Source organism: Entomomonas asaccharolytica (assembly GCF_016653615.1).
Classification (GTDB): Bacteria; Pseudomonadota; Gammaproteobacteria; order Pseudomonadales; family Pseudomonadaceae; genus Entomomonas; species Entomomonas asaccharolytica.
In genome coordinates this window covers 1,028,552-1,043,798 of the sequence record NZ_CP067393.1, presented here as the reverse complement: position 1 = coordinate 1,043,798, position 15,247 = coordinate 1,028,552, and the positions used below count along the sequence as shown (strand labels likewise).

Annotated in this window: 19 protein-coding genes; 8 read left to right on the top strand and 11 right to left on the bottom strand. The window is 37.3% G+C overall.

The features are described from left to right. The first annotated feature begins 85 nt into the window (after positions 1–85). Genes JHT90_RS04730 through JHT90_RS04720 form a run of 3 tightly spaced genes read left to right on the top strand, consistent with a single transcriptional unit; the run spans position 86 to position 3,034 of the window. Positions 86–916 (top strand): (Fe-S)-binding protein, encoded by an 831-nt coding sequence (locus tag JHT90_RS04730; protein WP_201094734.1) that lies wholly within the window; start codon positions 86–88, stop codon positions 914–916. After that, entirely contained in the window at positions 909–2,360 is a 1,452-nt protein-coding gene (locus tag JHT90_RS04725) for a LutB/LldF family L-lactate oxidation iron-sulfur protein (protein WP_201094732.1), read from the top strand. The genes JHT90_RS04730 and JHT90_RS04725 overlap by 8 nt, the downstream gene beginning before the upstream one ends. Continuing rightward, positions 2,360–3,034, top strand: a complete 675-nt coding sequence (locus JHT90_RS04720) for a LutC/YkgG family protein (protein ID WP_201094730.1) — start codon at positions 2,360–2,362, stop codon at positions 3,032–3,034. The genes JHT90_RS04725 and JHT90_RS04720 overlap by 1 nt, the downstream gene beginning before the upstream one ends. An 80-nt stretch (positions 3,035–3,114) precedes the next feature. Here JHT90_RS04720 and JHT90_RS04715 read toward each other — a convergent pair whose 3' ends face one another. From JHT90_RS04715 to JHT90_RS04665, 11 genes are all read right to left on the bottom strand, one after another. After that, positions 3,115–3,663, bottom strand: coding sequence for a GbsR/MarR family transcriptional regulator (locus JHT90_RS04715; RefSeq protein WP_236254046.1), 549 nt, complete (start codon positions 3,661–3,663; stop codon positions 3,115–3,117). A gap of 95 nt (positions 3,664–3,758) precedes the next feature. Then, entirely contained in the window at positions 3,759–4,835 is a 1,077-nt protein-coding gene (gene hisC, locus JHT90_RS04710; protein ID WP_201094728.1) for a histidinol-phosphate transaminase, read from the bottom strand. Continuing rightward, on the bottom strand, positions 4,835–6,139 hold the full coding sequence (gene hisD, locus JHT90_RS04705) for a histidinol dehydrogenase (protein ID WP_201094726.1): 1,305 nt from the start codon (positions 6,137–6,139) through the stop codon (positions 4,835–4,837). The genes hisC and hisD overlap by 1 nt, the downstream gene beginning before the upstream one ends. Positions 6,140–6,163: 24 nt before the next feature. Then, positions 6,164–6,799, bottom strand: a complete 636-nt coding sequence (gene hisG / locus JHT90_RS04700; RefSeq protein ID WP_201094724.1) for an ATP phosphoribosyltransferase — start codon at positions 6,797–6,799, stop codon at positions 6,164–6,166. Between the two features lie 164 nt (positions 6,800–6,963). Further along, positions 6,964–8,229 carry a UDP-N-acetylglucosamine 1-carboxyvinyltransferase gene (gene murA, locus JHT90_RS04695; RefSeq protein WP_201094722.1) on the bottom strand — a complete coding sequence of 422 codons (1,266 nt, stop codon included), beginning with the start codon at positions 8,227–8,229 and terminating at the stop codon, positions 6,964–6,966. A gap of 27 nt (positions 8,230–8,256) precedes the next feature. Then, the gene (locus JHT90_RS04690) at positions 8,257–8,496 is read right to left on the bottom strand and encodes a BolA family protein (protein ID WP_201094720.1); all 240 of its coding nucleotides are present in this window, start codon (positions 8,494–8,496) and stop codon (positions 8,257–8,259) included. 18 nt (positions 8,497–8,514) lie between these two features. Next, complete coding sequence (locus tag JHT90_RS04685) at positions 8,515–8,868, bottom strand: STAS domain-containing protein (protein ID WP_201094719.1); 354 nt, start codon at positions 8,866–8,868, stop codon at positions 8,515–8,517. Between the two features lie 11 nt (positions 8,869–8,879). Beyond that, the gene (locus JHT90_RS04680; RefSeq protein WP_201095769.1) at positions 8,880–9,518 is read right to left on the bottom strand and encodes an MlaC/ttg2D family ABC transporter substrate-binding protein; all 639 of its coding nucleotides are present in this window, start codon (positions 9,516–9,518) and stop codon (positions 8,880–8,882) included. Between the two features lie 18 nt (positions 9,519–9,536). Beyond that, a complete protein-coding gene (mlaD, locus tag JHT90_RS04675; protein ID WP_201094718.1) occupies positions 9,537–10,079 on the bottom strand; it encodes an outer membrane lipid asymmetry maintenance protein MlaD in 543 nt (180 codons plus the stop codon). Further along, complete coding sequence (gene mlaE / locus JHT90_RS04670) at positions 10,079–10,882, bottom strand: lipid asymmetry maintenance ABC transporter permease subunit MlaE (protein ID WP_201094717.1); 804 nt, start codon at positions 10,880–10,882, stop codon at positions 10,079–10,081. The genes mlaD and mlaE overlap by 1 nt, the downstream gene beginning before the upstream one ends. Then, entirely contained in the window at positions 10,882–11,691 is an 810-nt protein-coding gene (locus JHT90_RS04665; protein WP_201094716.1) for an ATP-binding cassette domain-containing protein, read from the bottom strand. The genes mlaE and JHT90_RS04665 overlap by 1 nt, the downstream gene beginning before the upstream one ends. Before the next feature lie 178 nt (positions 11,692–11,869). Between JHT90_RS04665 and JHT90_RS04660 the strand changes: the two genes are divergently transcribed. From JHT90_RS04660 to lptB, 5 genes are read left to right on the top strand one after another with little or no spacing between them, the layout of a single operon-like run. Then, complete coding sequence (locus tag JHT90_RS04660) at positions 11,870–12,844, top strand: KpsF/GutQ family sugar-phosphate isomerase (RefSeq protein WP_201094714.1); 975 nt, start codon at positions 11,870–11,872, stop codon at positions 12,842–12,844. Between the two features lie 2 nt (positions 12,845–12,846). Then, a complete protein-coding gene (locus tag JHT90_RS04655; RefSeq protein WP_201094713.1) occupies positions 12,847–13,368 on the top strand; it encodes a KdsC family phosphatase in 522 nt (173 codons plus the stop codon). A gap of 3 nt (positions 13,369–13,371) precedes the next feature. Further along, a complete protein-coding gene (gene lptC / locus JHT90_RS04650; protein WP_201094712.1) occupies positions 13,372–13,983 on the top strand; it encodes an LPS export ABC transporter periplasmic protein LptC in 612 nt (203 codons plus the stop codon). Next, positions 13,973–14,491 (top strand): lipopolysaccharide transport periplasmic protein LptA, encoded by a 519-nt coding sequence (gene lptA, locus JHT90_RS04645; RefSeq protein WP_201094711.1) that lies wholly within the window; start codon positions 13,973–13,975, stop codon positions 14,489–14,491. The genes lptC and lptA overlap by 11 nt, the downstream gene beginning before the upstream one ends. A 3-nt stretch (positions 14,492–14,494) precedes the next feature. Beyond that, a complete protein-coding gene (gene lptB, locus JHT90_RS04640) occupies positions 14,495–15,220 on the top strand; it encodes an LPS export ABC transporter ATP-binding protein (RefSeq protein WP_201094705.1) in 726 nt (241 codons plus the stop codon). The last annotated feature ends 27 nt before the right edge of the window (positions 15,221–15,247 follow it).

Below are 15,247 nucleotides of genomic sequence, written 5' to 3'. Positions count from 1 at the left end.
ACAATTAGTACGGCTAAGCCATTCAACAAAGTATAATAAGCTAGGGAATAGCAATAAATACTGGTAAAAACCAGAGGATAGTCTGATGAGTAGTTTATTTTATGATGCTGCCCCCAATGCAACGCGCGTAGCTCCCCCTCTGCCCGAACTCCGTCAATACCCTACAGAAAAACCGACGGATATTTATTTATTTGGTACGTGTATCATTGATATTATGTATCCTAATGCTGGTTTAGATGCTATTCGAATTATTGAACGTGAAGGGATAAAAGTACATTATCCACAGGATCAAGGTTGTTGCGGTCAACCCGCCTATTCTTCTGGTTATACTGAAGAAGCAAGAGAAGTAGCCCGTGCACAACTAAAGCTATTTGAACATGATTGGCCTGTGGTTATTCCTTCTGGCTCATGTGCTGGGATGATGCGTCATCATTATAAAGAATTATTTAAAGATGAACCTGAGACCTTAAAAAAAGTAACTGCCTTAAGCGAACGCATTTATGAATTTGCTGAGTTTTTACTCTATGTCAGTAAAGTACAACTTAAAGACCAAGGGCCACACACTAAAATCGCGCTACACACTTCTTGTGCAGCACGCCGTGAAATGAATACCCATTTACATGTTCGCGAATTACTCAGTCAATTAGACAATGTAGAACGTATTAATCATGACCATGAAAGCGAATGCTGTGGTTTTGGTGGTACTTTCTCAGTAAAAATGACTGATATTTCAGGCGCTATGGTATTAGATAAAACTAAAGCACTTAAAGACTCAGGGGCTAATGAAGTAGTGAGTGCAGATTGTGGTTGTTTAATGAATATTAATGGTTCGTTTGAAAAGCAAAATGAAGCCCTTAGGGGACAACATCTAGCCACATTCCTTTGGCTACGTACAGGAGGCACTAGAGATGAGTAATCAAGATCAACATCGTATTCCTGTATTTGATGCGCTAAGCCAGCATTTTAAAGAAAATGCTCACCAAGCTTTAGGTAATCAACAGCTACGTCATAATATGCGTTCAGCGATGGACTCACTAATGACTAAACGTTTAGCCTCTATGAGCAATGAATATGAACGTGAAAACTTGCGTGAACTAGGAAACCACGTTCGTGCTAGAGCGCTTTCTAAACTGCCAGATTTATTGGAAAAGTTAGAAGCAAACTTAACTAAACGCGGTGTACAAGTACATTGGGCTGAGACTACTGAGCAAGCAAACCACATTATTTTAGAAATTGCTCAGCGTCGCCAAGCAAAATATTTTATTAAAGGTAAGTCCATGGTCAGTGAAGAATTGAACATGAACCATTATCTACAACATCATGGTATTGAAGCATTGGAATCTGATATGGGTGAATATATTATCCAATTAGACCATGAACGCCCTTCTCATATTATTGTGCCCGCTATTCATAAAAGTGCTAAACAGGTAGGCCATTTATTTGAAAATAAATTACATACCCAATACACCGATGATGTAGATACATTAATTCAAACAGGTCGTAAGATTCTGCGTCAGAAATTCTTTGAAGCTGATATTGGTATATCAGGGGTAAACTTTGCCGTGGCAGAAACAGGCTCATTGTTGTTAGTAGAAAACGAAGGCAATGGCCGCATGTCTACCACAGTACCACCTGTCCATATTGCTATTACGGGTATTGAAAAAGTGGTAGAAAACTTGCGCGATACAGTACCATTACTGTCACTCCTAACCCGTTCTGCACTAGGTCAAGCTATTACAACCTATGTCAACTTAATCTCTAGTCCACGTAAAGCAGATGAATTAGATGGTCCAGAAGAAGTCCACTTAGTATTATTAGATAATGGTCGTACCCAAGCTTTTGCAGATGCACAATTAAGACAAACCCTTAACTGTATTCGTTGCGGTGCTTGTATGAACCACTGTCCTGTTTATACGCGCATTGGTGGGCAAGCTTATGGCACTGTATATCCTGGCCCCATTGGTATAATCATCTCTCCTCACCTTATGGGGTTAGATAAAACAGAAGATCTACCTATCGCCTCTACCCTTTGTGGTGCTTGTGGTGAAGTATGCCCAGTGAAAATTCCTATTCCTGAATTATTACGTAGGCTTCGTGAAGAAGATGTTCGCCCTCCAGAAGAAACACCACACACCGTTAAAGGACAAGGCGCACGCTTCTCCCGTAAAGAACGTTTAATGTGGAAAGTTTGGAAAATGCTTAATACCAAACCTAGGTTGTATCGTAACTTTAGCCTATTGGCTACTCGTTTTAGAGCATTAACTCCTAATATAATAGCTTGGTCACAAAATCATAGCAAAGCTAAACCAGCTAGCAAAACATTACATGAATTAGCACGCAAGCACTTAGGAGAGCAATAATGACTGCACGTGAAAATATCCTGAAAAAACTGCGTACCAGTCTTGAAGGCACTACACCTCGTCCTGACGATTTTAATGTTGAGCTAGTCACCAAACCTTGGTCGTATGGTGATACACAGGGTAAGATCAAACAATTACGAACCATGATGGAATCGGTACGTACTGAAGTTTATCAAACCACTAAAGCAAGCTGGGTCACTTTATTTGCTGATTTGCTCAAACAAAAAAAAGTCAATAATCTACTCTACGCACCCACCACTGAATGGGGTAAGCAAATAGCTGATTATTGGCAGCTAAATGCTGATCTGCCTACTTTGAAACTTTATGATCAACTCCTAGAGAAATGGAAAACTCAGTTATTCTTTGAAATTGAATCAAGTATTACTAGCACTTTGGGCGGTATTGCGGCAACAGGTAGTTTAATTGTATGGCCGAATAGCGAAGAACCTCGTTTGATGAGTCTCGTTCCACCTATCCATTTTGCTATTTTAGAAGCCAGTAAAATTGTAGATAACTTCTATGAAGCACAACAAAAATTAAACTGGGTAGAACATACTCCAACTAATGCTTTATTAATTTCTGGCCCCTCAAAAACAGCGGATATTGAACAAGTATTAGCTTATGGTGCACACGGTCCAAAAGAGTTAATTGTACTTATTCTTGAAGATGCTTAATCACTCTAGTAGGGCTAAATCTCTTTTTTAGCCCTTTTTTTAATATGATTGCGCAGTATCAAATAGTTAGTTATTAATAGTTACTTCTTCATTCTTTTTTCGTTATCGCCACGAATTAGCTTCTGTACTTTAGCCCCTAATTTCATAATTTTTAATACTGTTTCAGGGGAAAGCTTTAGCATTTCATCTACCCAACTATCCATTACCTGCATTAACTCTAAAGTATCTTTAATCCGTTTTTGTGTGGATTTTGTTTCTTGAGCAAAATCATCCTCTTCCATATAACCTTTCAAGGTAGCAATGGTAGGATCAAATTCGTTTTCCTTGCGCTCTTTTATAATAGTTCTAACTAATTCCCATACATCCTTTTGACATTCAAAGTAGTCACGGCGATCACCGATTTTTTGAACTACTTTAATTAACTTCATTGATTGTAATTCTTTAATACTATTACTTACATTAGAGCGTGCCACATTAAGAATCTGACAAATATCTTCTGCATTGAGTGGTTCATCAGACAAGAACAATAATGCCTGAATTTGAGCTACAGTACGGTTCACTCCCCATCTGGGCCCCATTTCACCCCAATGCAGAATAAATTTTTCAGTAAGAGGTGTTAGCTTCATCATAATCAACTCACAAATTTTATTTATTTCTGTAGTTACAGAAATAATAAATCATAAAAAAGGGATAATCAATGATTATCCCTTATAGATAATAACTTTTATTCCGTTTCTTGCATTATCTCAATGATTCCATCAATCAACTGTTGATTCTGCTCTAAAGTACCTACAGTGATACGTAAAAATTGATTAATACGTGCTTTATTAAAATAACGAACAATAATGCCTCTATTACGCAATTTAGTAGCTAATAACTCTGCATCTAATTTAGTATGACGTGCAAATACAAAGTTTGCTGCTGATGGTAATACTCTAAATTGTAGTTGCTCAAGAGCTGCTACTAAAGACTCCCTATCTTCAATAATAGTCTGGCAGGTTTCATTAAAGTACTCTACGTCTTCAAAAGCAGCAATCGCTCCTGCTTGTGCCAAACGGTCTAATGGATAAGAGTTAAAACTATTTTTGACTCGCTCTAGGGCTTCAATCAATTCAGCATTGCCCAACGCCAAACCAACTCTCAATCCTGCTAAGCTACGCGATTTAGAAAGTGTTTGTACAATTAATAAATTAGGGAATTGATTGACTAGAGCAACAGCTGTTTCACCACCAAAATCAATATAGGCTTCATCAATAACTACGACTGATTCAGTATTAGCTTCTAATAACTCCGCTATATCTTCTAATGATAATAAAATGCCTGTTGGCGCATTAGGATTAGCAAAAATAATACCACTGTTGGGTCTTAGATAACTTTTCACTTTAATTTGGAATAATTCATCTAACTCAATAGCTGTATAGTGAATATCATATAACCCACAATACACAGGATAAAAACTATAACTAATATCAGGAAATAGTAAGGGGCGCTGTTCATCATCGTGTTTAAATAATGCTTGAAACACTATTGCCAACACTTCATCAGAACCATTACCCACAAAAACTTGGTTAGCCTCTAAATTATAATAGTTAGCAATGGTTTGTTTTAAACGATCACTATTGGGATCAGGATAAAGGCGTAAACTATCAGCAGTTACTTCCTTAATAGCCTCTAACACCTTTGGTGATGGGCCATAAGGATTTTCATTAGTATTTAGTTTAACTAACTTATCCAGTTTTGGTTGCTCTCCTGGCACATAAGGCGTTAACTTATTAACTAAGGGACTCCAATATTTATTCATTATTTTTTCATCCTATATTCGGCACTACGCGCATGTGCAGTTAATGACTCACCACGAGCTAATACAGAAGCTGTTTTGCCTAATTCAGCCGCTCCCTGCTCTGAACAGAAAATAATTGAAGAGCGTTTTTGGAAATCATAAACACCTAGAGGTGAAGAATAACGTGCTGTACCTGAGGTTGGTAATACATGGTTAGGGCCTGCACAATAATCACCAATTGATTCAGCTGTGTAACGACCCATAAAAATAGCACCTGCATGGCGAATCTCTGGTAGCCAATCTTCTGGATCGGCTACTGATAACTCCAAATGCTCTGGTGCAATAATATTGGCTACTTCTAGAGCCTGCTCTTTGGTATCAACATGGATTAACGCACCTCTCGCTTCTAGCGAGGTTTTAATAATTTCAGAGCGTTCCATGGTAGGCAATAATTTATTAATACTTGCCTCAACCTGCTCAATAAAGGCTTTATCTTGTGAGATTAAAATAGCTTGTGCGTCTTCATCATGTTCTGCTTGTGAGAATAAGTCCATGGCAATCCAATCTGGATTAGTACCAGCATCACATACCACAAGAATTTCAGAAGGCCCTGCGATCATATCAATGCCCACTTTACCGAACACATGACGTTTAGCGGTAGCCACATAAATATTACCAGGCCCTACTATCTTATCCACAGCAGGCACTGTTTCCGTACCATAAGCCAATGCAGCTACAGCTTGTGCTCCGCCAATAGCAAATACTCTATCCACACCTGCTACAGCCGCTGCTGCTAAAACAATATCATTTACCTCATTATCAGGGGTTGGTACTACCATCACCACTTCAGGTACACCTGCCACTTTAGCTGGAATAGCATTCATAATTACTGAAGAAGGATAGGAAGCTTTACCACCTGGTACATATAAACCAACACGATCTAAAGGAGTAATTTTTTGACCTAATACTGTGCCATCTGCTTCTGTATAACGCCATGAATCTTGTTTTTGGTGCTCATGATATAAACGTACCCGTTCAGCAGCTAGCTCTAATGCTTTACGCTGTGCAGGATTGATTCTCGCTAATGATTGCTGAATACGGTCTTTATCAAAAGTAAGCTCAGCCATAGATTGAGCAGATACACGGTCAAACTTTTGGGTATATTCAACAACAGCTTTATCACCATGCTTTCTTACTTCGCTAATAATCTCCAATACACGACCATTAACGGCATCATCAGAAACACTTTCCCAACTTAGCAAATCATTCATTTGCTTAGAGAAATCAGCTTGATTATAGGATAAACGACGTATCTTAACTGACATTGTTTTATCTTCCCATAGTTACTTTTAAGATTCTTTTCTAGACTCAACTGCTTTACGTAACGTATCAATTAATGCTTGAATACGATGATGTTGCATTTTCATAGCGGCTTTATTAACAATCAACCGTGAGCTAATATAAGCAATTAGCTCTTGAGGTTCTAAACCATTTGCTCTTAAGGTATTGCCTGTATCTACTACATCAATAATTTTATCAGCCAAGCCTACCAATGGTGCTAACTCCATGGAGCCATAAAGCTTAATAATATCTACTTGGCGACCTTGTTCAGCATAATAATTTTTGGCCACATTAACAAACTTAGTAGCTACTTTTAAACGACCTTTAGGATCTGGTTTACCTGTTACACCCGCTGTCATCAATTTACAGTGTGCAATATTCAAATCGAGTGGCTCATAGAGACCATCACCACCATACTCTAATAATACATCCTTACCTGCCACGCCTAAATCCGCTGCACCATACTCCACATAAGTAGGTACATCAGTAGCACGTACAATTAAAATACGCACATCGTCTTGGCTAGTAGGAATAATCAGTTTACGGCTTTTTTCTGGGTTTTCGGTAGGTACAATCCCTGCTTCTGCCAATAATGGCAGAGTTTCATCAAGAATACGTCCTTTTGATAATGCAATAGTTAACATAATAAACACTTAACTTTTAAATTTTTTATCGGTTAACCGTTATTATGGCGTTTCTTGGCAAACAATGCTATTAAATCGCAGTAAAAATTTTTCTTATTAAAAAAATATCCTCTAATGAACAACACTAGAGGATATTTTATAAAACAAACAAGGTATTAAATAAATTAACCTGCTACCCGCTTAATCTTCGCACCCAGTAACTGTAATTTTTCTTCAATACACTCATAACCACGATCAATATGATAGATACGATCAATTAAGGTTTCACCATCTGCTACTAAGCCTGCTAATACTAAACTAGCAGAAGCACGTAAATCCGTAGCCATAACAGGGGCACCTTTCATCTTATCAACCCCCATCACAATCGCTGTATTACCTTCGATAAGAATATGGGCACCCATTCGATTCATTTCATAAACATGCATAAAACGATTTTCAAAAATCGTTTCTGTAACTGTACCTGTACCTTCTGCTATTGCATTTAAAGCAATAAATTGGGCTTGCATATCAGTAGGGAATGCAGGATAAGGCGCTGTACGAATATTCACTGCTTTAGGGCGATTACCTTTCATGTCTAAGGCAATCCAATCTTTACCTGTATCTATAAAAGCGCCAGCTTCTTGTAGTTTTAGTAAAACGGCTTCAAGGATATGGGGATCAGTATCTTTTAATTTAACCTTACCACCTGTAATAGCAGCCGCCACTAAGTATGTACCTGTTTCAATACGGTCTGGCATTACACGGAAATTAGTACCTTGTAAACGCTCCACACCATTAATAGTAATAGTATCTGTACCTGCGCCAGCAACATGACCACCCATTTGGTTAATCATATTAGCAAGATCAATTACTTCAGGCTCTTTAGCAGCATTTTGTAAAACTGTTTGGCCTTTAGCCAATGCTGCCGCCATCATTAAGTTTTCAGTACCAGTAACACTGACAGTATCAAATAGGAAATTAGCACCATGTAAACCCTCTGGCGGTAATTCCGCTTTAATATAACCATCTTCGATATTAATGATAGCACCCATAGCTTCAAGACCACGAACATGTAAATCCACAGGTCGAGATCCAATGGCACAACCACCAGGTAATGCTACTTCGGCTTTACCAAAACGAGCGAGCATTGGCCCTAACACCAAAATAGATGCTCGCATAGTTTTTACTAGATCATAAGGTGCTATAAGGGTTTTTATGGTTGATGCATCTACTTCTAGGCTAAGCTTTTCGTCAATGGTAGGCTGAATACCCATACAGCCAAAAAGCTCAATCATGGTAGTAATATCATGTAAATGCGGTAAATTAGATACAGTGGAGGGCGTATCTCCTAATAGAGTACAAGCTAAAATAGGTAAAGCTGAGTTTTTTGCACCAGAAATACGTATTTCACCATTAAGCGCAACACCACCTGTAATCTTTAACTTATCCATTCAATTCTCTCTAAAATAATTATGATTTTAATTACGTTCTGCCCAATCACTACGCGTGTAAAACTTCATAGTAATTGCATGAATACGCCCATCAGCAATCCAAGGATTAAGATGGCTATAAATTTGTTGTTGACGCTTAACAGGGCTTAACGCACATAATTCATCACTAATTATATTTAGTTGAAAATTACAGCCTTCACCTTCCACTTCAACCTGTGAACTAGGTAATCGTTCTTCTAAAAAACTCTTTACTTCAGTTGGTTGCATTCACTTATCCCGCTGTACTTAATTTACATTTACTACTTTAAAATCATCCGCTAAAGGTAATATTTCTATTAACCCTGAGAACTTAGCAATTTCATCCAAGTCTTCAGTAAAAGTTTTTATCATTAATGGTTTAGCTTGCTTTTTGGCATCACGAATTAATGATAAAACTAATGATAACCCAACACTACTAGTCCGAGTGACACCCGAACAATCTAGTGTAAAAGAACTAGCTGAACTATTATTAATAATAGACTCACCTAGCTCACAAAGATGTTTGCCATTACGATAATCTAACTGACCAGCGAGTAATAATTCACCAGCACTACCCTCTTTCAGGGTAGCTAGAGCAGTTTTTGTATTTACATCACTCACAAATAAATACCTTAATCTTTATCTGATGACTCTTGAGCACGTTTTACTGCATCAGCCCAATTGTTGATAACATAATCTAAATTATCGTTATTATTACGCATTTCACTTGCAAATTGATCTCTGAACAATTTACCAATATTTAAACCATTTACGATAACGTTTCTGATAACCCATTTACCATCCAATTTAACCATTGTATAAGAAACTGGATAGATAGTGTTGTTATTACCTCTTAACTCCATTGCTACGCTAACACGATTAGGGTCATCTGTAGGTGTAGTTCTTAATACCTTAATACCTTGGTTTTCATACTCAAGTAAAGCATTACCATAGAACTGCATCAAACCTTTCTCAAAGTTAGCTTTAAAGGTTTCCATTTGTTGAGGCGTAGCACGACGCGCATATTTTACAGTCATCACAGTGCGAGCAATACCATCCACATCAACAACAGGTGTTAAAATACTATGTAATGATGCATGGAAGGTAGCAGGATCTCTTTTATATTTAGCCCTATTTGCATTAAGGTCTTTTAACAACACATCTACAGTAGATTGAACCACTTGTTGTGGTGTTTGCTCTGCGGCTACAACACTGGTTGCAAAAATAGCTAATAAGCATGTAAAAACTAAATGACTGTATTTTTTAATCATCATATTTATTCCTCGTAATTAATGCGCAAGATTTGGATTAGTTTTAACTAGTTCTTTCAAAGTATCATTCATTGTTTGCAGTTGCTTAGCAACTTCTTTACCACTATCATCAGAGCCCATAACAAATTTGTTAATTAAATCCTCTAACACTAGTGTTGACTGAGTATCTCGAATCACAGAACCATCTTTTAATACTTCTTCTTCACCACCTAAGCTGAAACCCACATATTTTTCACCTAATAGGCCAGCAGTATAAATAATGGCAGTAGAATCTTCAGGCAAATAGTTAACATCACCATTTAACTCTAAAGTTACTTTAGCTTGATATTGTTCAGGCGCCATTTCAATAGCAGTTACTTTACCAATTGTTACACCAGCAAAAGCAACCCGTGAACGAACTTTCAAACCATCCACATTATCAAAATAGGCTGTCACTCTAAAAGTACCTTGGCCAGTATCTCCTAAAGTCAAACCACTTACTCTAAAGGCTAATAAAGCAAGCGCCAATATACCGGCCAATACAAAAAGACCTACGGTAATCTCAAGGGCACGGTTATTCATTAAATCTCTCCAAACATTAATGCGGTTAAAATAAAATCCAATCCTAAAATGGCTAGTGATGAAAACACCACGGTTTTGGTAGTGGCTCTACTAATCCCTACAGAAGTGGCTTCACAAGAATAGCCTTGATAAACCGCAATCCATGTAGCAACAAAAGCAAATACAATACCTTTTATCAAACCATTACAAACATCATAACCAAAACGAACACTACTTTGCATATTGCCCCAGTAAGAGCCATCAAACACTCCTAACCAATCAACGGCAACCATTGCACCACCCCAAATACCTACTACCACAAAAATAGTAGCTAATAATGGCATGCTGATAAAGCCAGCGATTAAACGAGGCGCTATTACATATTTAAGAGGATCAACACCAAAAGTTTCTAAACCAGATAACTGTTCTGATGCTTTCATATTACCAATTTCTGCTGTTAATGCTGATCCAGCACGGCCTGCAAATAATAACCCTGTAACCACAGGGCCTAACTCTCGTAGCAAACTTAAAGCAACCACTTGCCCTACCGCTTCTGCTGAAGCATAGCTAATGAGAATATTATAGCCTTGCAGCGCCATAATCATGCCAATAAACAGCCCTGAAACAACGATAATAGGTAGTGATAAAACACCTACAAAATAAATTTGTTTCACTAATAATTGAAAATGCTTACCTGGACCAGGCCGACCGATCAGCGACATAGCAAGAAAAATACCTGCATTACCCAAGCTTGCTATAATATCAATAGCTGATCGCCCTAGTAACTGGATACGCTCTAATAAACCTTTACTTTTATTTTCCATTACTCAGCTCCCAATAATGCTTTTTGATAATCTTCAGCTGGAAATTGGAAGTGAATAGGCCCATCAGGTTCACCCATTATAAACTGACGAACACGAGGATCATCCATCTGTTTTAACTCCTCAGGTGTGCCATGACCTAACACTTGAGCATTACCCACTACATAAATATAGTCAGCAATACTGCAAGTTTCATCAATATCATGGGATACGATAATACTAGTGATACCCAATGCATCATTTAACAATTTAATCAGGCGTACTAATACACCCATGGCAATCGGGTCTTGCCCTGCAAAAGGTTCATCATATAATAGAATTTGTGGATCCATAGCAATAGCACGGGCTAAAGCCACCCGACGCTTCATACCACCTGATAACTCATCAGGCGCTAATTTTGCGGCACCCCGTAAGCCAACTGCCTGTAATTTCATAAAGACAATATCTCTGATCATCTGCTCAGGCAAATCTGTATGAATACGCAAAGGGAAAGCTACATTTTCAAAAACATTCATATCTGTAAAAAGTGCACCGCTTTGAAACAGCACACCCATTTCTTTACGCAAATCAAATAACTCATTACGGCTTAAATCAGGAATATTCCTACCGTCAATCATTACTTTTCCTTGATTTGGTAACAGTTGACCACTGATTAAATTTAATAAGGTTGTTTTGCCACAACCAGACGGACCCATAATGGCAGTGATTTTGCCATGGGCAATGGTCATATCAATATCTTTAAAAATATAACGGTCACCACGCTTAAAGGACATATTTTGCAATTCCACAGCATAGCTGCTATTAGGCGACACTCTATTCTCCTTAAATTATTATTACTTTTTAATGTAATCTAATTAGTGATATCTCTCTATTCTAACCGATAACTCAAAATATAAAATGAATCTACACTAAATTTAATAATATATTTAGATATACAAAACAATTTATTGCTATAATTATACTTTTAATCATCCAGATTGTAGTTACTAAATGGAAAACAAGTTCAACTTTATTGAATCAGCCAAACGTACTATAGAGTTAGAGTTACAAGCTATCGACTCATTAAAAGAGCATATTAATGAAAATTTTGTAACAGCTTGTAAACTTATCTTAAATGCACAAGGCCGAATAGTTGTATCAGGTATAGGTAAATCTGGGCATATAGGCCGTAAAATTGCTGCCACCCTTGCTAGCACGGGCACACCTGCTTTCTTTGTACATCCTGCTGAAGCCAGTCATGGCGACATGGGGATGATTACTAAACAAGATATCGTGTTAGCCATTTCTAACTCAGGTTCAACCGCAGAAATAACTACCCTATTACCACTCATTAAACGACTGGGTATTACTTTAATTACCATGACAGGTAATATCAATTCTCCTTTAGCACAAGCAGCCAATGTTAATCTTGATGTGAGTGTTACCCAAGAAGCCTGCCCGCTTAATTTAGCACCCACCTCCTCTACTACTGCAACATTGGTACTAGGTGATGCACTAGCTATTGCTCTTTTAGAAGCAAGGGGTTTTACAGCAGAAGATTTTGCTTTCTCACATCCTGGCGGTGCTTTGGGTCGTCGTTTACTATTAAAAGTATCTGATATTATGCATACAGGTAAAGAGTTACCAAAAGTCTCTCTTACCACTCCCCTTAAACAAGCACTTTTAGAAATGTCACGAGTAGGATTAGGCATCGCTTTAGTGGTGAATGCTGAAGACAAACTACTGGGTGTATTTACTGATGGTGACCTAAGAAGAACCCTTGATCGTGATGCGGATATTCGGCATTTAACTATCGAGCAAGTCATGACTGCAAAAAGTAAAACTGCACGCCCTGAAATTCTAGCGGCAGAGGCATTAAAAATTATGGATGATCACAAAATTAGTGTATTACCAATTGTTAATGATCAGCAAAACCCAATAGGTGTATTACATATCCATGATCTAACTCGCGCAGGGGTTATTTAAATATGTTAAATTTCGCTGAACGAGCTAAAAAAATCAAACTGGCGGTGTTTGATGTAGATGGAGTTATGACCGATGGTCGTCTATACTTCCTTCCAGATGGTACTGAATTTAAAACATTTAATACCCTAGATGGCTTAGGTATTAAAATGTTAATGCAAGTAGGCATACAAGTTGCTGTAATTACAGGCCGTAGTAGTATTGTGGTAGAAAATCGAGTGAAAAATCTTGGTATTCAACACTATTTTCATGGTCGTGAAGATAAATTAACTGCATTAGATGAGTTATTGGCAAAAACCTCATTTAGCCATGAACAAGTAGCCTATTTAGGTGACGATTTACCTGATTTACCTGCCATTAGAAAAGCAGGAATTGGTATGGCAGTAGCCAATGCTAATGATTTTGTTAAACAACATGCCTTAGCAACAACGGTAGCTAAAGGTGGTAAAGGAGCTGTTCGAGAATTCTGCGAACGTATATTACTAGCACGAGGGCAATTAGAAGCTCTCCAACAACAGTATTTATAAACAATGAGTAGAAGTTTTATTTATAAATTTGGAATTTTATTACTATTAGTAGTACTAGTAGCTATTTTTGAGTATTTTGATGAAGATGCTATAAAAATAGATACAAAATTTACTAACAAACCTACTATTGATTATTTTGCTAGTGATGTAAATGTTATTCAGTATAAAGAAGATGGCACTACAGACTATAAAATGACAACAGAGAAACTTACTCATGTTGAAGAAACAGATATTAGTTATTTAACTAACCCTACCGCACATATTTATAAAGAAGCAGCTCACCCTTGGTTTATCAAAAGTGACAAAGGTGAAGTCGGTCCTAAGGGTGATGAAGTCAAATTAATTAATAATATCAAAGGTACTCAAATTGACGAACAAGGTCAAACCAATACCTTTGAAATTGGACAAGCAAAAAATCAATCAGATCCCGTAAAATATGGTCAAGTAATGATCTATCCTGATAAAAAATATGCCGAGTCTAGTGACTACGCTATTGTTACCTCACCAGATGGTGAAACGTCAGGTAATGGGGTTAAAGCTTATTTTGAAACAAACAGAATACAGATTTTGTCTAATGTGAGGACAAAAATAAATAGAGGCCAGAATGCGAATTAAATACCTTATTTTTTTAGCAGCAGTATTAATGAGTGCTCAAACAGCATCCTATGCTCTACCTTCCGATAGCCAACAGCCCATTCATATTCAAGCAGACACTGCTGATTTGGATAATAACAAAGGGGTATTAGTGTATCGTGGCAATGTCATTATTACTCAAGGCAGTATGAAGGTTATGGGACATACCGTTACTATTACTCGTAATAAAGATGGTGGTATTCAAGTAATGACCTCTCAAGGTAACCCAGCTTATTATGAACAAATACCTTCACCTAATGATCCTGTTCTTAAAGCCTATGGTAAAACTATACAATACCAAGTAGCAAACAAAAAAATTATTTTGATTGATAATGCTAAAGTGATACAAAAAAATAATGTATTTACTGGTGATAAAATTGTTTATGATACTGAACGTAAATTGATTAGTGCAGGCAACAAAACAAACTCAACTGCAACCAACAAACCTGGCCGTATTAACATGGTACTTGAACCAGAGAAGAAGAACTAAACCATGACTACACTCGCAGCAAGTAACTTAATTAAAGCCTATAATGGTCGTAAAGTTGTCAACGGTGTTAGCCTATCTATAGAAAGTGGCAGTATTGTTGGTTTACTAGGCCCGAATGGTGCTGGTAAAACCACTAGCTTCTATATGATCGTAGGTTTAATTCATCCTGAGCAAGGCATAATTACTATTGATGGTAAAGATGTTACTAACTTACCTATGCACGGCCGTGCTAAAGCAGGTATTGGTTACTTACCACAGGAAGCGTCTATTTTCCGTAAACTTACCGTTACAGAAAATATTATGGCTATTTTAGAATTGCGTAAAGATATAACAGCCTCACAGCGTAACCAAATCTTAGAAAGCTTATTAAATGAATTTCATATTAATCATATTCGAAATAATACAGGGATGAGCCTTTCGGGTGGTGAAAGACGTCGTGTTGAAATTGCTAGATCACTAGCAAGTAATCCTAAATTTATATTACTTGATGAGCCTTTTGCAGGTGTGGACCCCATTTCAATTAATGATATTAAACAGATTATTTACCATTTAAGAGATAGAGGCATTGGTATTCTCATTACAGATCACAATGTGCGTGAAACATTAGATATTTGTGAAAAAGCTTATATCGTGAATGAAGGAAAAATAATTGCCCAAGGCAGTTCTGAAGATATCTTAAATGACCAAATTGTAAAAGATGTATACTTAGGTCACGAATTCCACCTTTAATATTGTTTATTAGTACTCAAAAAAGCC